This window comes from Dorea sp. 210702-DFI.3.17 (assembly GCF_020560825.1).
Classification (GTDB): domain Bacteria; phylum Bacillota; class Clostridia; order Lachnospirales; family Lachnospiraceae; genus Dorea; species Dorea formicigenerans.
This window is the reverse complement of record NZ_JAJCNB010000002.1, coordinates 100812-122891: the sequence shown is the minus strand read 5'-3', so window position 1 is coordinate 122891 and position 22080 is coordinate 100812. Positions and strand designations below refer to the sequence as shown.

At 40.1% G+C, this 22080-nt stretch carries 21 protein-coding genes and 3 pseudogenes; 6 read left to right on the top strand and 18 right to left on the bottom strand.

What is annotated here, in order from left to right:
• Positions 1 to 4: 4 nt before the first annotated feature.
• Both LI149_RS02970 and LI149_RS02965 read left to right on the top strand, forming a co-directional pair.
• Positions 5 to 556, top strand: a complete 552-nt coding sequence (locus LI149_RS02970; RefSeq protein WP_101872175.1) for a helix-turn-helix transcriptional regulator — start codon at positions 5 to 7, stop codon at positions 554 to 556.
• 21 nt (positions 557 to 577) lie between these two features.
• Positions 578 to 2077, top strand: a complete 1500-nt coding sequence (locus LI149_RS02965) for a site-specific integrase (protein WP_101872176.1) — start codon at positions 578 to 580, stop codon at positions 2075 to 2077.
• A gap of 87 nt (positions 2078 to 2164) precedes the next feature.
• Here the strand turns inward: LI149_RS02965 and guaA are convergent, their stop codons facing one another.
• The 13 genes and pseudogenes from guaA to proB all read right to left on the bottom strand — a co-directional run bounded on the left by guaA (position 2165) and on the right by proB (position 13037).
• Entirely contained in the window at positions 2165 to 3712 is a 1548-nt protein-coding gene (gene guaA / locus LI149_RS02960; RefSeq protein WP_227142943.1) for a glutamine-hydrolyzing GMP synthase, read from the bottom strand.
• A 215-nt stretch (positions 3713 to 3927) separates the two neighbouring features.
• The gene (locus tag LI149_RS02955) at positions 3928 to 5289 is read right to left on the bottom strand and encodes an MATE family efflux transporter (RefSeq protein ID WP_173785616.1); all 1362 of its coding nucleotides are present in this window, start codon (positions 5287 to 5289) and stop codon (positions 3928 to 3930) included.
• Between the two features lie 116 nt (positions 5290 to 5405).
• A complete protein-coding gene (locus LI149_RS02950) occupies positions 5406 to 5636 on the bottom strand; it encodes an HPr family phosphocarrier protein (RefSeq protein WP_005333338.1) in 231 nt (76 codons plus the stop codon).
• A gap of 138 nt (positions 5637 to 5774) precedes the next feature.
• Positions 5775 to 5939, bottom strand: a pseudogene (locus LI149_RS02945) (sporulation transcriptional regulator SpoIIID); the annotation flags it as partial.
• Positions 5926 to 7485 carry a recombinase family protein gene (locus LI149_RS02940; protein ID WP_227078319.1) on the bottom strand — a complete coding sequence of 520 codons (1560 nt, stop codon included), beginning with the start codon at positions 7483 to 7485 and terminating at the stop codon, positions 5926 to 5928. The pseudogene LI149_RS02945 and the gene LI149_RS02940, both read right to left, overlap by 14 nt.
• Positions 7486 to 7640: 155 nt before the next feature.
• A complete protein-coding gene (locus LI149_RS02935; RefSeq protein ID WP_331464026.1) occupies positions 7641 to 8264 on the bottom strand; it encodes an iron-containing alcohol dehydrogenase in 624 nt (207 codons plus the stop codon).
• A 598-nt stretch (positions 8265 to 8862) separates the two neighbouring features.
• Positions 8863 to 8976, bottom strand: a pseudogene (locus LI149_RS02930) (sporulation transcriptional regulator SpoIIID); the annotation flags it as partial.
• A gap of 74 nt (positions 8977 to 9050) precedes the next feature.
• Positions 9051 to 9638 (bottom strand): manganese efflux pump, encoded by a 588-nt coding sequence (locus LI149_RS02925; RefSeq protein ID WP_227078307.1) that lies wholly within the window; start codon positions 9636 to 9638, stop codon positions 9051 to 9053.
• 349 nt (positions 9639 to 9987) lie between these two features.
• A complete protein-coding gene (locus LI149_RS02920) occupies positions 9988 to 10833 on the bottom strand; it encodes a 4Fe-4S binding protein (RefSeq protein ID WP_227078306.1) in 846 nt (281 codons plus the stop codon).
• A gap of 5 nt (positions 10834 to 10838) precedes the next feature.
• Complete coding sequence (locus LI149_RS02915; RefSeq protein WP_117660265.1) at positions 10839 to 10985, bottom strand: CD1871A family CXXC motif-containing protein; 147 nt, start codon at positions 10983 to 10985, stop codon at positions 10839 to 10841.
• The gene (locus LI149_RS02910) at positions 10972 to 11538 is read right to left on the bottom strand and encodes a TlpA disulfide reductase family protein (protein WP_173785933.1); all 567 of its coding nucleotides are present in this window, start codon (positions 11536 to 11538) and stop codon (positions 10972 to 10974) included. Before LI149_RS02910 ends, LI149_RS02915 begins: the two co-directional genes overlap by 14 nt.
• A gap of 222 nt (positions 11539 to 11760) precedes the next feature.
• Positions 11761 to 12231, bottom strand: a pseudogene (locus LI149_RS02905) (transglutaminase-like domain-containing protein); the annotation flags it as partial.
• A gap of 11 nt (positions 12232 to 12242) precedes the next feature.
• The gene (gene proB / locus LI149_RS02900; protein ID WP_105309967.1) at positions 12243 to 13037 is read right to left on the bottom strand and encodes a glutamate 5-kinase; all 795 of its coding nucleotides are present in this window, start codon (positions 13035 to 13037) and stop codon (positions 12243 to 12245) included.
• Positions 13038 to 13382: 345 nt separating this feature from the next.
• Between proB and LI149_RS02895 the strand changes: the two genes are divergently transcribed.
• From LI149_RS02895 to LI149_RS02885, 3 genes are all read left to right on the top strand, one after another.
• On the top strand, positions 13383 to 14015 hold the full coding sequence (locus LI149_RS02895; RefSeq protein WP_167532497.1) for an IS607 family transposase: 633 nt from the start codon (positions 13383 to 13385) through the stop codon (positions 14013 to 14015).
• On the top strand, positions 13969 to 15132 hold the full coding sequence (locus LI149_RS02890; RefSeq protein ID WP_173785953.1) for an RNA-guided endonuclease TnpB family protein: 1164 nt from the start codon (positions 13969 to 13971) through the stop codon (positions 15130 to 15132). The genes LI149_RS02895 and LI149_RS02890 overlap by 47 nt, the downstream gene beginning before the upstream one ends.
• A 193-nt stretch (positions 15133 to 15325) precedes the next feature.
• Positions 15326 to 16195 carry a LysR family transcriptional regulator gene (locus tag LI149_RS02885; protein ID WP_005333292.1) on the top strand — a complete coding sequence of 290 codons (870 nt, stop codon included), beginning with the start codon at positions 15326 to 15328 and terminating at the stop codon, positions 16193 to 16195.
• Here LI149_RS02885 and LI149_RS02880 read toward each other — a convergent pair whose 3' ends face one another.
• The 3 genes from LI149_RS02880 to tig all read right to left on the bottom strand — a co-directional run bounded on the left by LI149_RS02880 (position 16196) and on the right by tig (position 19825).
• On the bottom strand, positions 16196 to 16561 hold the full coding sequence (locus LI149_RS02880) for a PqqD family protein (RefSeq protein WP_005333290.1): 366 nt from the start codon (positions 16559 to 16561) through the stop codon (positions 16196 to 16198).
• Positions 16561 to 18462, bottom strand: coding sequence for an OPT family oligopeptide transporter (locus LI149_RS02875; protein WP_168933686.1), 1902 nt, complete (start codon positions 18460 to 18462; stop codon positions 16561 to 16563). The genes LI149_RS02880 and LI149_RS02875 overlap by 1 nt, the downstream gene beginning before the upstream one ends.
• Before the next feature lie 298 nt (positions 18463 to 18760).
• Positions 18761 to 19825 carry a trigger factor gene (gene tig, locus LI149_RS02870; RefSeq protein WP_005339592.1) on the bottom strand — a complete coding sequence of 355 codons (1065 nt, stop codon included), beginning with the start codon at positions 19823 to 19825 and terminating at the stop codon, positions 18761 to 18763.
• 224 nt (positions 19826 to 20049) lie between these two features.
• On the opposite strand from tig, the gene LI149_RS02865 reads away from it, so the two are divergent.
• Positions 20050 to 20496 (top strand): hypothetical protein, encoded by a 447-nt coding sequence (locus LI149_RS02865; RefSeq protein ID WP_005333284.1) that lies wholly within the window; start codon positions 20050 to 20052, stop codon positions 20494 to 20496.
• Positions 20497 to 20570: 74 nt separating this feature from the next.
• On the opposite strand, the gene LI149_RS02860 is transcribed toward LI149_RS02865, so the two are convergent.
• A complete protein-coding gene (locus tag LI149_RS02860; RefSeq protein WP_005333282.1) occupies positions 20571 to 21026 on the bottom strand; it encodes a DUF1934 domain-containing protein in 456 nt (151 codons plus the stop codon).
• Positions 21027 to 21089: 63 nt separating this feature from the next.
• On the bottom strand, positions 21090 to 22067 hold the full coding sequence (gene pfkA, locus LI149_RS02855; protein WP_005339590.1) for a 6-phosphofructokinase: 978 nt from the start codon (positions 22065 to 22067) through the stop codon (positions 21090 to 21092).
• Positions 22068 to 22080: the final 13 nt, after the last annotated feature.

Below are 22080 nucleotides of genomic sequence, written 5' to 3'. Positions count from 1 at the left end.
AATAATGAGTGATATTGGAGAAAGAATCAAGGAACTGCGTTCGGAGGCAGGCATTACCCAGTTGCAGCTGGGGAAATATGCAGGATGCACCGGCCAGGTTATATCTAACATAGAAAGAGGATACACACGCCCATCGGCAGAGGTTCTTAACAAAATAGCAGATTCCCTGCATGTTCCTTCAGACTATATATTGGGAATCTCTAAATCAAAATGGATTGCGTCAAATCCATATTCGCTGAACCGATGTTTACAGGAAAGAATCTCTTCTCTATTAAAAAAAGAACAAATGACAATAGAATCATTCGCCGCAGCCGCAGAACTTGACCAAGACGAAGTGTCCGAAATTGTATTCGGAGGAGTTCAGCCAAATACAGACACACTGGCCAGGATTGCCGGCACTCTTCATACAACGATAGATTATCTTATCGGGATAAACGAATACGAAGTCTCGATAGAAACTGAGGAAGAAAAAGACATTATCCAATATTTCAGAAAAATGTCCAAAAGCGGCAAACGAATATTCATGGGAATGTTGGAGGAGGTCAAAGACAAATAACACGAGACAGGAGACTTTGCAATGCCAGCATACAAATATCAGTTGAAGACCGGGAAAACGAAGTGGTATGCGAACTTCTATTATGAGGACTGGACGGGCACCAAACAGCATAAATGCAAACGTGGTTTTGATACGAAGAAAGAAGCCAATGAATATGAAAGACTGTTCTTGGATAAGTTTTCAAAGAGCCCTACTATCCTGTTCTCTTCCCTTGTTGACAACTATCTGGATGATATGAAGACCAGGCTAAAACCAACAACCATAAAAAACAAAGAGTATCTTATAAGAACGAAGCTGGTTCCATACTTCGGAAAATTGCAGATCTGCAATATAGACGCCGAGGTTATAAGAAAGTGGCAGAATGTGCTGATTGAATATAGGGATAAGAAAGGAAATCCATATGCAGAGACATATCTCTATACCATAAATGCCCAAATGTCAGCAATCATGAATTATGCTGTAAAATTCTACAGACTGCAGATCAACCCTTGCTTTATCGCCGGATCCATCGGTAAAAACAAGGCAAGTGAAATGAAGATATGGACGCACGATCAGTTCAAACAGGCCATAGAGCACGAGCAGAAAATAGCATACACGATTGCTTTTAAAATCCTATTTTACGGAGGCCTCCGGGAAGGGGAGTTGCTTGCCCTTACTCCTGATGACATACCGAGAGATGAAGCCCTGATTGACATCAATAAGAATTACGCCGTAGTGGACAGGGTAGAATACTTTCTCACTCCAAAGACAGAACGAAGCGTCCGGATCGTAACCATACCGGATATCCTGCACGCAGAGATTCTCGAATACATCGACAGCATAGAGGTTGATCACGATGAGCGAATCTTCTATTTTGGGAAAAGCGGTCTGTCCGATGAATTTAAACGGATGAAGAAAAAGGCAGACGCCGAAGATATACGAATCCATGACCTGAGACACAGCCATGCAGCCATGCTGATAAATATGGGTGTTGGAATCGAAGAGATCTCCAGAAGACTGGGACACGATTCCATTAAGACAACATGGGATACCTACTCCCACTTATATCCAGGTACAGACAAAGTGCTTGCCGGAAAGATCGAAGATCTTATTAAGAAAGAAGCAGAAGAAAAAGATGTTCCGAAATATGATGTTTCCGAATCAGATATACCTATGGTTCCTGAGTCTCCTCTCGGAAAGCAGAGCCAGTCTATTCTGTTTACTGCAGCGAAGAAGAGCAATGTTCATATTCAGAAGAATAACCGAAACATCTTCCAGAAGTACGGTATCGATATTGATAATGAGGTTTTATTCGGATATAAGATGATAGACTATCTGGACTTCATAGCATTCGGAAATTCAATCATTAACATCATCACGGATTTCCATCCGGAAGAAAAGCTAAAGGATTTCATTCTGTCGATGTTCACGGAATCCATTTCGGCATGCGAAATGGCAGACGGAAATATCCTGAATCTGGACACATATATTTCCCAGACAGCCATACCAAGATACCATAAAATATATGGAATATATGCATAATTTTATTTTTTAACATCACCGTAACATCACGGATATAAAAAATCCCCTGAGAGCCCAGTGTTTATGCGGGTTCCCAGGGGATACCTATTATTCGAATTCGATCGTTCCAGGTGGCTTACTCGTCAGATCATAGAATACTCTGTTGACTCCTTTCACCTCGTTTATAATTCGGTTCATGACTTTATTCAATACTTCGTATGGAATTTCTGCTGCCTCGGCTGTCATGAAATCGATTGTCTTTACAGCTCTGAGGGCTACTGCATAATCATATGTTCTGAAATCTCCCATAACTCCTACACTTCGCATATTTGTAAGTGCTGCAAAGTACTGGTTAATATCACGATCAAGTCCAGCTTTTGCAATCTCTTCTCTGTAGATTGCATCAGCGTCCTGAACAATTCTTACTTTCTCAGCTGTTACTTCTCCGATAATTCGGATTCCAAGTCCCGGTCCTGGGAATGGCTGACGAAATACCAGGTTTTCTGGAATTCCAAGTTCAAGTCCAGCTTTTCTTACCTCGTCCTTAAACAGGTCGCGGAGCGGCTCAATGATTTCTTTGAAATCAACGTAGTCCGGAAGCCCTCCTACGTTATGATGAGATTTAATAACTGCGGATTCTCCGCCAAGTCCACTCTCTACAACGTCCGGATATATCGTTCCCTGTGCCAGGAAATCTACTGCACCGATCTTCTTTGCTTCTTCCTCAAAGATACGGATAAATTCTTCACCGATAATCTTACGTTTTGCTTCAGGCTCTGTAACTCCTGCCAGTTTATCATAATATCTCTGCTGTGCATTGACACGGATAAAATTCAGATCAAACTGACCATTCGGTCCGAATACTCCTTCAACTTCATCTCCTTCATCTTTACGCAGAAGACCATGATCTACAAATACGCACGTCAACTGCTTTCCGATTGCTCTGGATAACAGACCTGCTGCAACAGAAGAATCGACTCCTCCGGATAATGCCAAAAGCACTTTTCCATCCCCGACTTTCTCACGGATTTCTTTAATCGTATTCTCTACGAATGCATCCATCTTCCAGTCTCCGGCGCATCCACAGACACCAAGAACGAAGTTTGAAAGCATCTTTGTTCCTTCTGCTGTATGAAGTACCTCTGGGTGGAACTGAATCGCATACAGATTCTTATCTGCATTCTCTGCTGTTGCTACCGGGCAGTCTGCTGTGTGTGCAGAAATTTCGAATCCCGGTGCTATCTGAGAAATATAATCCGTATGGCTCATCCAGCAAATAGTCTTCTCGGATACATCTTTGAACAACTTAGATTCTGTCTTATCAACTAGAACCTCTGTTTTACCATATTCGCTGACCTCTGCCTTCTCGACTTTTCCATCAAGCACGTGCATCATGAGCTGTGCACCATAGCAAAGTCCAAGTACCGGAATTCCCATCTCGAATAATTCTTTTGAACAGGTCGGTGCTCCTTCTTCATAGCAACTGTTCGGTCCGCCAGTTAAAATGATTCCCTTAGGATTCATTTCTTTTATCTTCTCAAGATCTGTCTTATAAGAATAGATTTCGCAGTACACATTGCATTCTCTGACACGTCTTGCAACTAACTGATTGTACTGTCCGCCAAAATCAATGACAATTACTAATTCTCTCTTCACAAGATTTTCCTCCTAAATTAAATACGCTAATAAAATACGCTAATTTTATTATAATGTACGTCTGTCACCTTGACAAGCAACTTTCTAGCATTCTCTATGTATTTCCACATTTTTCTGAAATTCTCTTTTAAATTCTCTAGAATTTTTTCACATTTTATAAATAATGACTCTGCTTCTACCGAATTTTTTCTTACCTGAATGGCATATAGCAATATCTAACTTACAAGTGCATGCTTTTTCCACTTTCCGCTAAAATAACGGATTCCAAATAATAGTGAACGGAATGCCCAATCGATAATCATAGCCACCCAGACTCCAAAAACTCCAAGCCCAAGATTTTTCCCGAGAATATAACTGGCTCCTACTCGAAAAATCCACATAGATACTGTAGAAATAATCATACATGCCTTTGCATCACCGCAAGCTCTGAATGTTGCCGGCAATGTAAATGATTCAGCCCAAATCAATATTGCACAAAAGCCATGGAACCAGATAATGTGTCTCGTAGCCTCAGATGCAGCTTCTGAAAGATTGTACACTTTTAAAATAAATGGCAATGTGATAAATACAATAAAAATTGTGATTGCCATTCCTATGTGCGTAAGCAGAATTAGTTTTTTATTGTAATATTTTGCCTGTTCATAATCTCCTGCCCCAACACACCTCGCAATTACTGTAGTTACTGCCAGACAGATTGCCTGTCCCGGCAAAATGGAAAATAACGTAATGACATTGCTAACTGCATTTGCTGCAATCGCATAGGTTCCGAATGTGGACACCAGGCTCAGCACCAGAACTTTTCCAAGCTGGAACATACTATTTTCCAGTCCATTAGGAATTCCCACGCTCAATATTTTCTTGATCATGCTCCAATCCGGATTGAAACGAAATGTTCGTTCCAGATGTAACGACCATTTATCCTTTAATAATAGTTTTATTATGATAAATGCTGCTACAAATCTGGACACTAGCGTTGGAATCGCAACACCTTCTGTTCCGCAATGAAACCCGTAAATTAAGATTGCATTTCCACTTACATTGATTGCATTCATAAGCAATGACACCTTCATGGACACTTCTGAATTTCCCATTGCCCGAAATACTGCTGCCCCACCGTTGTACAATGCGATAAATGGAATAGATGCTGTCACGATCAGAAGATAAACATCTGCATGATGCATAACATCTGCCTCAATCTGTCCGAACACCCCATGCAAAATCCAATATTTGCACGCATATACAAATGCTGTAATGACAAGGGAAATAAATCCCATAGACCACATGAGCTGCGTCGTAGACTTACATGCCTGTTCTTTATTTTTCTGTCCAAGGTACTGTCCTGCAACAACCGCACCTCCTGTTGCCAGCGCTGCAAATATATTAATCAGAAGTACCATAATCTGGTCTACCAACGAAACTCCAGACACTGCTGCTTCACCAACATTTGCGACCATAATGGAATCTGCCATTCCAACCAGCACTGTTAAAAGCTGCTCAATAATTAATGGTACAATTAAAGATACCAGAGCCTGATTATCAAACAGATAATGACTCCGGTCAATATTACATTTTTTCATAATTCAAAAAACTCCTCACCGCACCTATTATACGACGAGAAGTTTTTCCCCACAAGATTAATTTTCTTTTGATCTTCTATAGTTAGATCTTCATTCATAAATATCCTGATGACTGCTTATGCTGCAAAGTACTCTGAAATTTCATCAAACAGATCCTGGCAGTTTTCATCGTAAACTTTTAACTCAATTTCTTTGTTGAGTCCCAGATTCATCAGACCTAAAAGTGACTTTGCATCTACAACGGCGCGTCCGCTTTCCAGATCCATATCGTAAGGGTACTTTTCAACTGTTCTAACAAAATTCAGAACGTCTTCAGGGCTCGAAAATATGATTGTTCTCTGACTCATAATGTCATACCTCCTTTGCTGTGCTAAATGTTAACACAATCGGAGACGAAAAAAAAGAGACAAATACGCCAAAATGTTAGCTTTCAAAATCCCTTTGTATGCACAAATCTGACATTTTTAACAGTATCTTAACACCGCTTAATGCTGTCTTAGCATATGTTGATGAAGATACTTCTCTTTCGTAGCAAGTCCACCACGGATATGCCTTTCCGACTTATTCTGATCCAGCACCTTTCTTGCCTCCCCCGCCAGTGCCGGATTGATCTGCAGCAGACGCTCCGTGACGTCCTTATGTATGGTCGTCATTATCAGGAACGGTAATATTATCCTCTATCAGAACGGATTCGTCCAATCCCAAGTCGCCAAATAACCGAAGGAAAATATCCACATTTCCCTCCTTGTCCACTTCAATCTTCTGGATGATTTTCTTTAACTGCTCATTTGTCATCTGACGGACATCGGTGATGTCTTCAATCTCTTTGAAGGTATTATTTAAGACTGCTTCCAGCTGTTCCCCTTTGGTCAGATGATAAGAAACCATCTTAAGTTCATTTTCCAGACGCTCTATTTCCTGTCGCATACCACCGATTTTCTCATTCAGTTCCTCACGGGTGATCAGATCATCGGTGTACATATCCATATATTTCTGTCTGGTCTTTTGTAGCTTTGTAAGCTGCGCAGTCAACTCTTTCTCATATTCCAGATTCTCATCCTTCGCTTTGTAAACACGCTGGAATTCATTGACTACGTGATTAATCACTTTTTTCTTCTGCTTCAATACTTCCGCAAAATATTCCTGTAGAACTTCAATCAGTTCCTCCTCATCCACCGTAACCGCATTCGGGCAACTGTCTGCTCCACGCCCATTATGTCCGGAACACACCCACCGGACATAGGTGTTCTTATAAGTACGCACTGTCCGGCGGAAGGACCAACCACATTCCTTACATTTAATCAACGTAGAAAAGAGATATTTGTTGCTTTGACGCTCGTGTTTCATATTGAAAGACGCATGCCGAGAATGAAGAGTTTCCCCTGCCTTTTCAAAGGTTTGATCATCAATGATCCGCAGTTCCGTCCTCTCCACAACCATCCATTCCGTCTCATCTTTATCTGCTCTCTGTCCAGTCAGGAAATCCGTCACTTCCTGCTTTCCATTGATGATTTTTCCTGTATAAATCTCATTGGTGAGAATCCTACAAATCGCATTCTGGCTCCACTTACAATTACGCTTTGTGGTCAGTCCTTTTTCATTCAGCATATTGGCAATCTTTGCAGCACCATAGCCTTCTTCCGTGTACCACTGGTAAATCTGGCGAATCACTTTCGATTCTTCCTCATTAATAGCCAGATTGAAGTAATCGCCAATGGTCTTATCATATCCGTACACAATGTTGGGAACCCGTCCCTTTTCTGCATTCATTTTCTTACCGAATTTCACACGCTTGGAAGTGTTGGCACTTTCCTCCTGGGCAAGAGCACCGAAAATAGTCAGAACAAATTCACTGTTTCCCATACTGGTCATGTTGGCTGTGAGGAACTGAGTTTCGATACCTAACGCTTTCAGTTTTCGGACATTCTGCAAAAGATCTACCGTATTTCTGGCGAAACGGGAGATATCCTTTACAACAACCATGTCAAACAGACCGTGTTCGGCATCGGACATCATGTGGAGAAATTCTTTACGATTTTTTATTTTAGTTCCGGAAATTCCTTCGTCTGCATATAATCTTACTAAGGTGTCACCAGTGCGTTTGGTATATTCGGAGAAGAACTCTTTTTGAGCTTCCAGGCTGTTGAGCTGATCGGTTTTATCGGTGGAAACACGACAATAGGCTGCTATATTCATGTTTGATAACCTTTCTGTTATAGTTCTATCGTTCTGTTACAACTCTATTATATCGTAAAATGAAGGATTATAAACATAAAAAATGCAGGAGATTATGAAATACAAATTCAATAATCTCCTGCATTTATCCTTGATTCGTCTTGGTTAAATCTCGTCTAAACCTTGCATAAGGCCATGGCAGATCTTGTGATACCGCCAAACTCCAGGCTCGGTGCGTCTGTTCTCTCACACGCTCTGGCTTCAAAATATGTACCAAGAGCATCCCCCATTCCTGCTACCAGAAATTTTACCGGTGCTTTTGCAATAATATCACTGTCTACAATAACAGCTTCCGGGTTCTTCGGGTAGAACAGATAACTGTTAAAAGTCTCATCATCATTATAAATAACAGAAAGCCCCGTACAAGGTGCATCTGTTGCAACAACAGTAGGGATAATCACAACCGGAAGCTTTTCATAATATGCGGTAGCCTTGGCAGTATCAATTGCAGAACCTCCTCCAACGCCGACAACAACATTCAGCCTATTATCCCTTACTATTTTTCTCATCTTCTCAATTTCACCTGTACTGGAGATTCCTCCAAAAATTTCGTAATAACGAACGTCATCAGTACCTTCAAAACTTCTTTCAATTTTATCATGGCACATCTTGTGTCCACTTCTGGAACAGATAAACAACCATTTGTCGCCCAAATCTTTCATCTCATCATAAAATTTAAAAAGGGCATCTCTTCCCTGCACATATTTCTGCGGTGCACGCATCATTCTAAGTCTTGCCATAACAATTGCCTCCATTTCGCTTGTTAATTAATTGACATTTTTATTATAGCCCTACACATTCATAATTCAAGAAGAATATTAGATAAAAAAAATGGTATTTCCCCATTTCTTTTGTATGTTTTTCAAGCAATAAATAAACTACCTTTCATTTTTAACTCTGGTGAGAACTTTACTTGTGATAGGGTTCTCCATTGATAATCCGGTAGCTCCGGTAAAATTCTTCCGAGGTCAGCATCTTCCCTGCCATCTCGTGTGTACATGATTCAAAACTTTTGATCCCGACACTAAATGTCCTACACCCTACTTCTGGGCATTTACCATGTCATATATTACATTGTAACTGTTTTCTTTTTGTCCTTCATTTTTCTACTTCTCCTTTTCTATAACTGCACGTAACGTGCAGTCAAAGACTTTTAACTGGAAGCACCGGTTATATATTTCCGTCTTCCATTAAAGGAAATGTTTTTTTCGCGAAAAATCAATTACACAAAAATAGGTACCTACATTTCATAAAAGTGAATGTAAATACCTATGTCATCCATTTTTTTACTTTACTATCTTACCTCCCACACAAACCGTTCTATTTTATTACTACCATATGTATCGTGCTCTTACTCATTCCGAATTTCTTCGCAGTCTGCCGGACAGTCGCTTTATTTTCAATAATATAATATGCGATTTCCACCGCCCGCTCTTCAATATAATCCTTCATAGAAAACCCCTGCATAATTTGTTTTTTTACAATCTATGCAGGGATATGGTGATGTATGTCTGCTTCACCCTTTCCTAGAAAAATACACCTTTCACAAATATCTCGATTCCGATACCAATCAGAATCACTCCACCTAAGACATCTGCTTTTCCAGCCAGCTTTGTTCCTAATGTCTTTCCAAGATATAAGCCTGTCTCACATATCGCAAATGTCACAACTGCAATGATAATGGAACAGACCAGCGCCATAACAAATCCATAATCTGCAATAGTAAATCCTACAGATAATGCATCAATGGATGTTGCAATTCCCTGCAGCATCAATACTGCAAAACTTATTTTTTTTACTTCTTCAATTTCTTCTTCGCCTTTTACTGATTCCCATATCATGCTTCCGCCAATATAAAGCAATAGTATTAATGCAATCCAAGGGATACATTTCTGAAACTGACCAAATAGCTGCACAATTGTATGTACGCAAATCCAACCCACCATAGGCATCAGAAACTGAAAAAATGCATACACTCCTGCAATATAGGCAATACGAGATTTCTTCATCTTTTTTTCATTCATTCCATTCGCAAGTGACACAGAAAATGCATCCATTGCCAACCCCACTCCCAAAAGAGCGCTGTTCATAAAAAACAAAAAATTCCAATCCATCGTTCATTTCCTCCTATATAAAAACCAGGTACAGCTGTCTGCCATACCTGGTCAATACTTCCATATAAAGAGAGTCCACGTATAAGCTTTACAGCCATACGTGAGTCTCACAAATTAAAACAAGCCAGATCTAAAAGATCAGTATGTTGACTTGTTGCGTTCAGAATCCGTTTTCATCTGATATACGCCTGCTACTCCCTCACAAATCATAATCTTTTACAAGGAGACACGATAACATAATTGATAAATTTTGTCAATAAGCGTGTCGTTTATTGACAGAATTTATTTTCTGCAATTTATTTTCTGATGCTTTATTTTCTGAACTTATTTTCTGAAGACATTTATGAAGCTATCCCTTTTTTCCATATACGAACTTCAAAGCCAGTGATTCTTTCGGGCATGATGCCACACATTTTCCACATCGTATGCACTCTGCAGAATTGGGATTCTTCACTGGATCTACAGCCATCGGACATATGTTATGACATTTTCCACAGGAGACACAAGTTTTTTTATTGCATTCCATATGGTAAATGCTGACTTTATTCAGTAGTCCGTAGATTGCTCCAAGTGGACACATGACTTTACAGAAGAACCGGCAGACAGACAGGCAGCCGATTAAAGTTATGATCAAAATACATGCTTTCACAGAAAACATCGCTCCCAGTGTTGCGCGTAACTCCGGGTGCGTACTTAAAAGTGGAATTCCACCTTCCAGCGTTCCTGCCGGGCAAATGTATTCGCAAAACGCCGGGCTGCTCATTCCCAGCTCATTGACCATCGTAACCGGCATGATAACGACAAACACTGTCAACAGCACATATTTTACATAAGTAAGCCATTTCCATAATTTTTTCTTTGGAAATGGAATCTTGTAGATCAGTTCCTGAATCAGACCAAACGGACAGAAAAAACCACAAATTGCTCTTCCAAACACTACTCCAAGTGCCAATACAAAACCTATCATATAAAAACTAAGCTTGAAATTCATAGAACCACTGACTGCCTGCATAGCTCCAATCGGACAGGCAAGTCTTGCAGCCGGACAGGAATAACAGTTCATTCCGGGATTGCAGAACTGTTTCCATCTTCCTTTGTAAATCTGACCTGATACGAAATTTCCAATATATGTATTCGAGTAGCCAAATGCCGCTACTTGAACAATTTTTCGTTTCATTTCCTGATTAATCTTCATATCACTTATCCTAACCCAATACATTCCAGGCAGATATTCACCGCCTTATTAAATATGATAGCTGTTTCTCCCCGGCTAACACCATATATAATCATAACTGCCGCCACACAGAGACCTAATACCTGCACTGCAATCTTGTTATTTCTGCTCATTCAAATAATCCTCTACCTGCTGTTTGTATTCTTCTACCTTCGCACCTACAACAGCTTCTCCTACAACTGTTCCGTTTTTATCAATAAATACTGTTGTCGGAACGCCTGCCAATTTATTAATGAACTGGTCAAATGCTCCCGGTGCAATAACATTTTCATAAGTTACACCCGTTTTTTCCACAATCTGCTGTGCCAGTGCATATTCGTCAGAATCTACAGTTTCTACATCTACGATTGTTCCAAGCATCTGTACGTTGTCAGGCATTTCCTCATTCCACTTTGCAAGTTCCGGCATCTCATTGATACAAGGATTGCAGAATGTTCCCCAGAAATTCACGACTGTTAAATCTGCCTGTGAAAAGATATCATTGGTGACTGTATTGCCTTCCAGATCTGTCGTAGAAAATACATTTACAGCAGACGGAAATGAAGCATTATTTCCCATAGTTGTAACAATCGAATTCACTTGTCTCTTCTCCTTATTCTTGGAACCACATGCGACCATACTAACACAGATCGCAGTGATCAGCAGTATGGAACATAATTTTTTCATTTTACAAATTCCCTTCTTTAATCAATATTCTATAAAAATATCTGTTATTTACAGTTCTTTTCCCAAATTCATTTTTATTAAAAAGAGGTTGTTACACCAACTCCCGCAACAACCTCTTGTATCATATCATAAAATATATGTCATATGAATCTTTTTATTTTGTTTATTCCAGAAGTCTTTCCTTAAACTATCCAAGAATATCTCATCAAACCGTCTTCTATCTTACTGAGCGTCCTGTGCAAATGAGATTGTGTATACAAATGTATCTGGTGTATAGAAATCTACTGCTGTTCCATCTACTTCTGCATATGGATAACCGAAGTTATTCAGTTTATCTCCATCCTGTGCAGGCTCTAATGTAATGTCACGTCCCTCAGAAAGTTCAACACGTTTTTCATCGTTGCTTCCCCAGTAATATTCCTGAATCTCTTTAGCTTCTGCAGATTCTTTGTCCCAGCTGTTCTTCAGAACTGCTTTCAGTACATCTGCCGGATCTGCTGCTACCCAGCCAAATCCTGGAAGATAGAACTCTGCCCAGCAATGCTGATTCTTTGTGATATCTGTATCATTGATACGAACACCGAACATTTCTCTTGCAGGAATTCCTGATGCACGGCAAAGACCTACAAATACGGAGTTAATGTCTGTACATTTTCCACCCTTTGTATCAAGAAGTGCACATACATCTCCCTGGCCACAACCTTTTACTGTGCTTTAAATTTCGTACCTACCGGAACTCCTTCGATAATATCATAGAGTGCTGCCGGGTTCTTTCCATTCGTAATAATGGTGTCGATTCCCTGCGAAGTTGCAAGTGCTGCTGCCTGAAGTTTTGTACGCATTCCTCCTGTTCCGCGTCTGGATCCCGCACCTCCGGCAAGCTTGTATACTTCGTCGTCAATCTTATCAATCTCTTCAATCAGCTTTGCATCTGGATGAAGTCTTGGATCACAATTGTAGAATCCATCAATATCTGAAAAAATCACTAATTTGCTTGCGCGGCACAGAACCGCTACTACAGAAGACAGCATATCGTTGTCTCCAAAAAGTCGGTCATTAGATTCAATCTCCGTATAGCTTACAGAGTCATTTTCATTTACAATTGGAATGACTCCCATCTCTAAAAGTGCGTCAAATGTATTGATCAGATTGTCTTTTTTCTCCTCCTGTTCAATATCTTCAGCATTCAGAAGAATCTGACCAATCGTCTTATCATAATCTCCGAAGAACTTATCATACAGGAACATGATACTGCACTGTCCAACTGCTGCGGCTGCCTGTTTGTGGCGCATACTTGTCGGCTGAGTCTTCATTTTTAATTTATTTCTTCCAACTGCAATTGCACCGGAAGATACAAGAATCACTTCATATCCCATATTCTGGATATCTGACAACACACATGCCAGTCTGTCAAAACAACGAAGGTCACTTTTTCCAAGCTCATTTGTAAGTGTTGATGTACCAACTTTAACAACAATTCTGTTCTGATAAGGTTTCATAATAAAAATCCTCGCTCTCTCTTGCATTTCATCTGCACTTAGTTTACCATAGAGCTACAGATTACAAAAGCGTATCTTTCTCATATGTATCATGAGTTTTTCTCATACATTGATATTTATACAAGATTGATCAAAACACTGTATAATGCGCGTCCATGAAACAGGTTCTTGAAGGCACGCTCACGCTACAGCAAATCTATACTTCGCGACGCATCATTATGATAAAGATACCGTCCTGACTTTTTCAAATTGAAAGGAGGATTTTTAAGTAATCGATAACATTGATATTAGTGATTAAATGTGTTAAAATGTGCTCATGGAGGTATTGCTATGAACACATCGAATATCACTAATTATAAACCAAAAGATTTTGCTGAATTATTAGGTGTCTCTGTGAAAACATTACAGCGTTGGGACAGGGAAGGAACGCTAAAAGCGAATCGAACTCCAACTGACAGGCGTTATTATACTTACAACCAATATCTTCAATTCAAAGGCATAGATACAGAGAATGATACTCGACAAGTTGTTATTTATGCAAGAGTTTCTACAAGAAATCAAAAGGATGATTTACAGAATCAAGTATCGTTTTTACGTCAATTCTGTAATGCCAGAGGAATGATTGTAGACCAATGTATTGAAGATTATGGCAGTGGTTTAAACTATAACCGTAAAAAGTGGAATCAGCTGTTAGATGAAGTAATGGAACAAAAAATTAAAACCATCATAGTTACACATAAAGACAGATTTATCAGATTTGGATATGACTGGTTTGAAAAATTCTGTATGAAGTTCAATACAACTATAGTAATAGTGAACAATGAAGAACTATCACCGAAAGAAGAACTTGTACAGGATATTGTATCTATACTTCATGTTTTTTCCTGTAGATTGTACGGACTTCGTAAGTATAAAAAACAAATAGAAAGGGATAAAGAGATTGCTAAAGAGCTTCAAGACGGAAATCAACCCAACTGAAGAACAGAAAGCCCGAATCCGCAAGACGATAGGCACTTGCCGATATGTTTATAACTTCTACCTTGGTCACAACAAAGCCCTGCATGATAATGGTGAAAAGTTTATGACTGGTAAGAGCTTTAGCCTATGGCTTAACAACGAATACATTCCAGATAATCCTGACAAAACATGGATCAGGGAAGTGTATTCAAAAGCCGTAAAAAAGTCTATCGAAGATGGATGTGCTGCTTTTACAAGATTTTTTAAACATCAGAGTGATTTTCCTAAATTTAAAAAGAAAGGTAAATCTGATGTGAAAATGTATTTCGTCAGAAATAACCCAAAGGATTGTCAATGCGAAAGGCACAGACTTAAGATTCCAACTCTGGGCTGGATCCGTATCAAAGAAAAAGGATATATCCCAACAACAAAGGATGGATATATGATCAGAAGTGGTACAGTGTCTGTTAAGGCTGGCAGATTTTATGTTTCTGTTCTTGTAGAGATTCCCGATGTCAATATTAACAATAACTTAAACGAGGGAATCGGTATAGACCTCGGGCTAAAAGATTTTGCTATTATTTCAAATGGAAAGACATACAGGAACATCAACAAATCGGCAGGATTAAAGAAACTTGAAAAACAACTGATCCGGGAACAGAGAAGTCTTTCCCGAAAGTATGAAAATTTAAAGAAAGGAGAGTCCACTCAAAGAGCAAATATACAGAAACAAAAGCTTAAGGTACAAAAACTTCATCATAAAATGGATAATATCCGTACTGATTACATTAACAAGACAATCGCTGAGATAGTGAAAACCAAACCGTCTTACATAACGATTGAAGATTTAAATGTAAAAGGAATGATGAAAAACAGGTGTCTTTCAAAAGCTGTTGCATCTCAGAAGTTTTATGAATTTAGAAAAAGGCTTAAAGCCAAGTGCGATGAAAAAGGCATTGAATTAAGGGTAGCAGATAGATTTTATCCATCTTCAAAGACATGTCACCATTGTGGTTCTATCAGGAAAAATTTAAAGCTTTCAGATAGAATTTACAGATGTGAATGTGGCTATGTTGCAGACAGGGATCTCAATGCGGCACTTAATTTAAAAGATGCTAAAACTTACAAGATTGCATGATTAAAAGCAAATGTAAGTATGTACCGAAGGCTATTTCGGGAATTAACGACTGTGGAGTGTACAAGAACCTGTGAGTAGCGTATTGCCTGCAATCGTCAAAACATACACAATGAAGCAGTAAGAAGTATTCGTGAGGACTTCAATTTCTCGATGTGTTTGAGTATATTTAAACATATTTTGAGTGGCAGCCCATATGGACGTCAACATACAAAAATACCAGGCCTTTCTTAAGGCTGTTGAATATGGCAGTTTCACAAAAGCTGCCGAAGCACTCTCCTACTCCCAGTCCGGGATCAGCCGGATGATCGGCGATCTGGAACAGGAATGGAATATTATTCTTCTGGAACGCGGCAGGGGTGGTGTCCGTCTGACTTCTGATGGACTGAGACTTCTTCCTTACGCACAGAATGTCTGTGCCGAATATAAAAAGCTGCAGATGCAGGTGGATGAGCTCCATGGCCTGCAGTCTGGTCTGATTCGAATTGGTACATTTTCCAGTGTTGCCACACATTGGCTGCCGAATATAATCCAACAGTTTCAGAAAGATTTTCCGAATATTGATTTTGAACTTCTACTTGGTGATTACGCCGAAATTGAAAATTGGATTGTTTCCGGCCGGGTGGACTGTGGATTTTTACGCCTCCCGACAATAAATCCTGAACTGGAAACTATTTTTTTAGAAGCTGACCCGCTGATGGCTGTTATACCTGAACATCATCCACTGGCAGACTGTAAAAAATTCCCCGTTCAAGAACTGGTATCTGCTCCATTTCTCCTTCTTTCCAGAGGGGCTAATTCTGATGCCACAGACATCTTTAGTAATTGTGGGTTGAATCCGAAGGTACATATTATGACATGGGATGATTACGCAATTATGTCCATGGTCGAAAAGGGGCTTGGCATCAGTGTGCTTCCACAACTGATCCTGCAACGAATCCCTTATCACATTCTCACAAAAGAATTAGATGTTCCGGCTTACCGCCGTGTAGGGCTGGCTCTTAGAAGCAAGAAAACCGCTTCCCTTGCGGTAAAGCGGTTTCTCGAATATCTGCAGTACAGATAATTATTTTTCCATATTTTTAAAGCTGATAAAATGATAACTCTCTAAAATCTGAAAATATTTCACAATTCTTGGATACAGCGGCTCTGCTGCTTCTCCAAAATGTTCTTTCTGAAGAGCGGCCAGTTCCATCACTGTCCGCTCCCCGTCGATCAACGGCCACAGATAACTTCCCTGCACATCCAGATGAACTTTCGTCGTCTGTGGTCTGCGGAAATATGTCTGTGCGATCCGATTGAAAAAGCCTTCATTCTTCACTTCTAATACAACCCGTTCCCGGCGGTCTATATGCCAGCCGAGTTTTTCCGGTCTCACCGGAATCAGGTCAAGATAATTAATCTGCTGCTTATTTTTCTTATTCTTTTTCATTATTTCTCTTTACTCTTTTTCCAAAGAGAGAATTTCAGAAGGCATAAGATCATGATAACCATCAGTACAACTCCACCGATGTTACCAAAGTTTACACTTTCTCCGATACTTACGTTAATTCCAAATACTGCGAAGATTGCAAGCAGGATTCCTACAAGTCCTTCTCCTGCGATCATACCTGCACAATACAGTGTTCCGTCTGTTGTCTGCTTTGTCTTTGTCTCCTCGTCAACATTTTTACGACGATCCATGAACATACGAACAACACCACCGATCATGATGGATGCATTCAGGTAAATTGGAAGATACAGACCGATAGCAAATGGCATAACCGGTACTCTTAAGATCTCAAGTGCAATTGCTAAGAATACTCCGATAAATACCAGGTTCCATGGAAGGTTTCCACCCATGATTCCCTCTACGATCATCTTCATCAGTGTTGCCTGTGGTGCCGGTACTTCTGCTCCGCCGTATCCCCATGCTGCATTCAGAAGATAAAGAACTCCTCCGATTGCAAGACCGGATACAATAACTCCGATAATTTCACCCATCTGCTGTTTCTTAGGTGTTGCACCAAGCAGGTATCCTGTCTTCAGATCCTGTGATGTATCACCGGCGATAGCTGCTACGATACAGATAACTGATCCGATTGCAATAGCTGCTGTCATACCGTCGATTCCTGTCTTACCGCTTGCTTTGATTGACATTGTAGCAATCAGAAGTGTAGCGATAGCCATACCGGAAACCGGGTTGTTAGAACTTCCTACAAGACCTACCATACGGGAGGATACAGTTGCAAAGAAGAAACCAAATACTACGATAATTGCTGCTCCAAGTAATGTTACCGGAATTGCAGGCACTACCCAGATGATAAGAATCATAGCTACGATTCCGAACAGAATCATCTGCATTGGAAGATCCTGAGCTGTACGAGCTGTATTGGTATTCTTTCCACCTTTCATGCTCTTAATAGAGTCACGGAATGTTGTAATGATCAGTGGCAGAGATTTGATCAGGGAGATAATTCCTCCTGTAGCGATTGCTCCTGCACCGATATATTTTACATATGTACTCCAGATTTTTGCTGCTCCGCCAGCTGCATAAAGATCAGCAATTGTTGTTCCTACATCTGCCGGATAAAGCCATGTATCTGGTCCGAACAGACAAATCAGAGGAATGATCACCATCCAGCCGATTATAGATCCTACAAACATGTAGGAAGCGATCTGTGGTCCTACGATATAACCAACACCGAGAAGTGCCGGATATACTTCCATACCAATCTCACCTTTGAATGACTTAAATGCAAATGCTACGTCAGACGGAAGTACTTTCAGTCCGTCTACAACGAATTTAAATGCTGCTGCGAGTCCCATACCGGAGAATACTGTTGAAGCATTGGCTCCTCCTTCTTCTCCTGCCAGAAGTACGTCTGCACAAGCAGTTCCCTCTGGGTAAAGCAGTGTCTCATGCTCTTTTACGATCAGCGCATTACGAAGTGGTACCATGAAGAGTACTCCAAGGACTCCACCACAAAGTGCGATCAGTGTAATCTCTACAAGACTTGGCATATCGCACAGGCCCTCTTCTGCCCAAAGGAACAGAGCCGGCATTGTAAAGATGGCTCCTGCTGCCAGAGACTCTCCGGCGGAACCGATTGTCTGAACCATGTTGCTTTCCAGAATGGAATTACGCTTCATGATCACGCGGATCACTCCCATAGAGATAACTGCTGCCGGAATAGACGCAGATACAGTCATACCTACACGAAGTCCTAAATATGCGTTTGCTGCACCAAAAATTACAGCCAGAAGCATTCCCATTACAATGGAAGTTACCGTAAGCTCCGGCATAACCCTATCGGCCGGGATATACGGTTTAAACTCATTCTTTTCGTTCATTTCCCTCTCACCTTTCTTCTTGAGTTTACACGCCCTTCCATGAGCGTGCTTTCTTTATTATACCTAAATAATGCATGTAACTCAAGCTTATATTACACTTCTACTTGTGCAATTTTATACATATATTAGTATAATTTTCCAATTATTCTATTAAAAGTACAAAAAAGCACCGATAAATCATATGTTATCTGATTAATCAGTGCTTTCTTGTTAATTGTCTAATGGCATTAATCATTGATTGATGTATTTTATTCTTTCGTTATATTTATTTTCAATCTCCGATTGATTCATTTTATTCTTAATTATCTGTTTTCTGGATACAGTTATCTACCAGCCAGTCTTTTACCAGATCTGTGAGCATTGCCTCTTTTAAAGTATCTTTTGAATATGCCTTTTCCATGGCGTCACCATCTTCGAATCCATATGTCTTAGCATACTCTTTTAACATCTTCTTGTATGTCTTGTCATCTAATTTAATCTTCTCTTTGTCTGCAATAGCCTCAGCGATCATGGTCTGCTTCTCAGACTCCTGAGCTGCCTCTTCCACTTTCTGCTCAAAACTCTCTACTGTATACTGGCCAGAAGATGTAATGTAAGTCTCATAATCAGTTCCCTGACTCTCTGCGTAAGATTTGTAAGAATCAATCAGAGAATTCTTCATCTCGTCAATCTTCTCCTGTTGTTTCTTAGAGTACTTCTGAACAGTTGTGTTATCGACTACTGCCTGCCATGCCTCTGATTTCAAAGTACTGTCATAGTCTTCCTGCTTCTGATCTTCCAGTGTCTTTTTAATCTCTTTCTTATATTCTTTTACAGTCTTAGAACTTTCAGAATTATTCGCAACCCACTCGTCTGTCAGTTCCGGTACATTCTGCTCTGAGATAGAATTTACAGTAATCGTAAACTGACATGCTTTTCCTGCAAGATCTGTTGACTGATAATCGTCTGGGAATTTTCCGTCCCATACAAACGTCTCTCCCACATTATGTCCGATGATGCTGTCTTCAAATCCATCGATCATCGTTCCAGAACCCAGTTCCAGTGAATAGCTATCAGAAGAGCCTCCGTCAAATGCTTCTCCGTCAATGGTTCCTACAAATGCGATATCTACAGTATCTCCCTTCTGCGCTGCGCGGTCTGTCACTTCTGTTGTCGTTGCAGAGCTTGTAAGCTGAGACTGAATATACTGTTCTACATCGTCATCTGTCACTTTTTCCGGTTTATCTGCTGCGCTTACTTCTACGCCTTTATACTGTGTGATTTTCAGATTGTCTGTCTCTAATCCTTTACTTGCCTGACATCCTACAAGAATCATGGAAGTTGCAAGTGTTGCACAGAAAAGTGCTGCTAATCTCTTCTTCATCTTCTTATCCCTTTAAAACTTCGTTTTATAATTTAAAATTACTTTTCACGCTCGGAAAAACGCCACTTCTAGTTATAACACATTTCCCAAATGTTGCAAATACTTTTCACATATATTTCATAATTGCACGCGCAGTAACTGACGTTTTTCCTTGCACTTCCACTTAAAGAATGATACAATGGGATTTGTGTAAATGACATTAGATAAATATAGGAGGGTTACTCGTGAGTACATTATCGATTGTTTTACTGGTAATTTTAGTCGTACTGATAATCGCTTGTGTTGTGCTGTATTTCCTGGGTAAGAAAGCTGAAAAAAAACAGGCTGAACAGCAGGAGCAGTTAGATGCTGTTGCACAGACAGTATCTATGCTGATCATCGATAAGGGCAAGATGAAGTTAAAAGATTCTGGTCTTCCACAGATTGTCATCGACAATACTCCAAAGTATCTCCGCCGTTCTAAAGTTCCGGTTGTCAAGGCGAAAGTCGGACCGAGAATTATGACACTGATGTGTGATGCTCAGATTTATCCGCTCATTCCTGTTAAAAAAGAAGTAAAAGCAACAGTAAGCGGTATCTACATTACCGGCGTTAAGGGCGTGCGTGGTGCACTGGAGACACCAGAGAAGAAAAAAGGATTTTTTGCCAGATTTAAAAAAGATAAAAAATAAAGCATAAAAAATAAAATCCAAAAAAAGAGGCTGTTTTTCACAGCCCCTTTTTTATACTCATTTTTTTATCCTTCTTATTCATTCGCTTCTATCAGAATGCGGATATCGCAGTCTGCGGCCTTGTCTCCATTAATATCCAGAGAATATCTGACCTGAAGTTCGATGCGCTCCTCTTCAATCTGTATATCCATACCTTTCGTATATGTGCCAAGAAGCAGATCTCCGTATGGAGTCTGATATGGAGTCACATTAATCTTATCGGTCTCAAATACCATATGCGAATTAGTAATTCCGCTTTTTGTAATATCTAAAAGCTTTCCTTCATCAATTTTGATTCGATTCTTGATCGTCCCCGGAATTCCCTCTACGACCTCATCATAAACTATGTAATGTTTCCCATTTTTCAGATAATAGGTGGCGGGAGTTGTCACCTCTATGGAGTTGGCCTCATTACTGTTCTCCTCCTGCACCATCATCACGCTGTCATCATAATGAAGTCCGGATATTGTAACTAATACATTTTTCGTCATAAATCTTTATCTTTCCTCATTCTCGAAGTCCGGCGGACATCATCACTTCTATTCCTGCCGGCTTTACAGAGAAAGCTTCTTGGAAATCTCGTACTGATATGCAGGGATTCCTTTCTGCATTCCAAGTGCTTCCTCAATATCAAAATCTACATATTCACCGTGTCTGTAACCTACGATACGGTTTGTCTTTCCTTCTAAGAGAAGATCTACTGCCATGGATCCCATGATAGATGCATATACACGGTCTTTACATGTCGGGCTTCCACCACGCTGCATATGTCCAAGGATAGTTGCTCTTGTCTCCATGCCTGTTCTTTCTTCGATTGTCTTTGCAAGATTCACAGAATCACCAACACCTTCTGCATTGATGATAATGTAGTTCTTCTTACCTCTTTTTTTAGACTCTTTTATATCATCGATAATATCCTCAATATCATATCCTTCTTCCTCAGGAAGGAGAATACGTTCAGCTCCATTTGCAATACCGCACCACAGAGCCAGGTATCCTGCATCACGTCCCATAACTTCAATAATAGAACATCTGCTGTGTGAAGTAGATGTATCACGGACTTTATCAATTGCCTCCATAGCTGTATTTACCGCTGTGTCAAATCCGATTGTATACTCTGTACAATCAATATCAAGATCGATGGTTCCCGGAACTCCAATCGTATTCACTCCAAGATATGCAAGTTTCTGCGCTCCACGGAAAGATCCGTCTCCTCCAATTACTACCAGACCGTCAATTCCATACTTTTTACAGATAGCTGCTGCTTTCTGCTGACCTTCTTCTGTAATCATCTCTTTACAACGGGCCGTCTGAAGAATTGTACCTCCACGCTGAATAATGTCTGATACATCTCCTGCGTCCAGATCGATGATTTCCTCATTGAGAAGTCCCTTATAACCTTTTCTGATGCCTCGTACTTTCACACCTTTTCCAAGTGCAGTTCTGACAACAGCACGAATTGCCGCGTTCATTCCCGGAGCATCTCCTCCACTTGTCAATACACCTATTGTACGAATGATTCTTTCTGCCATGATTCTTCTCCTC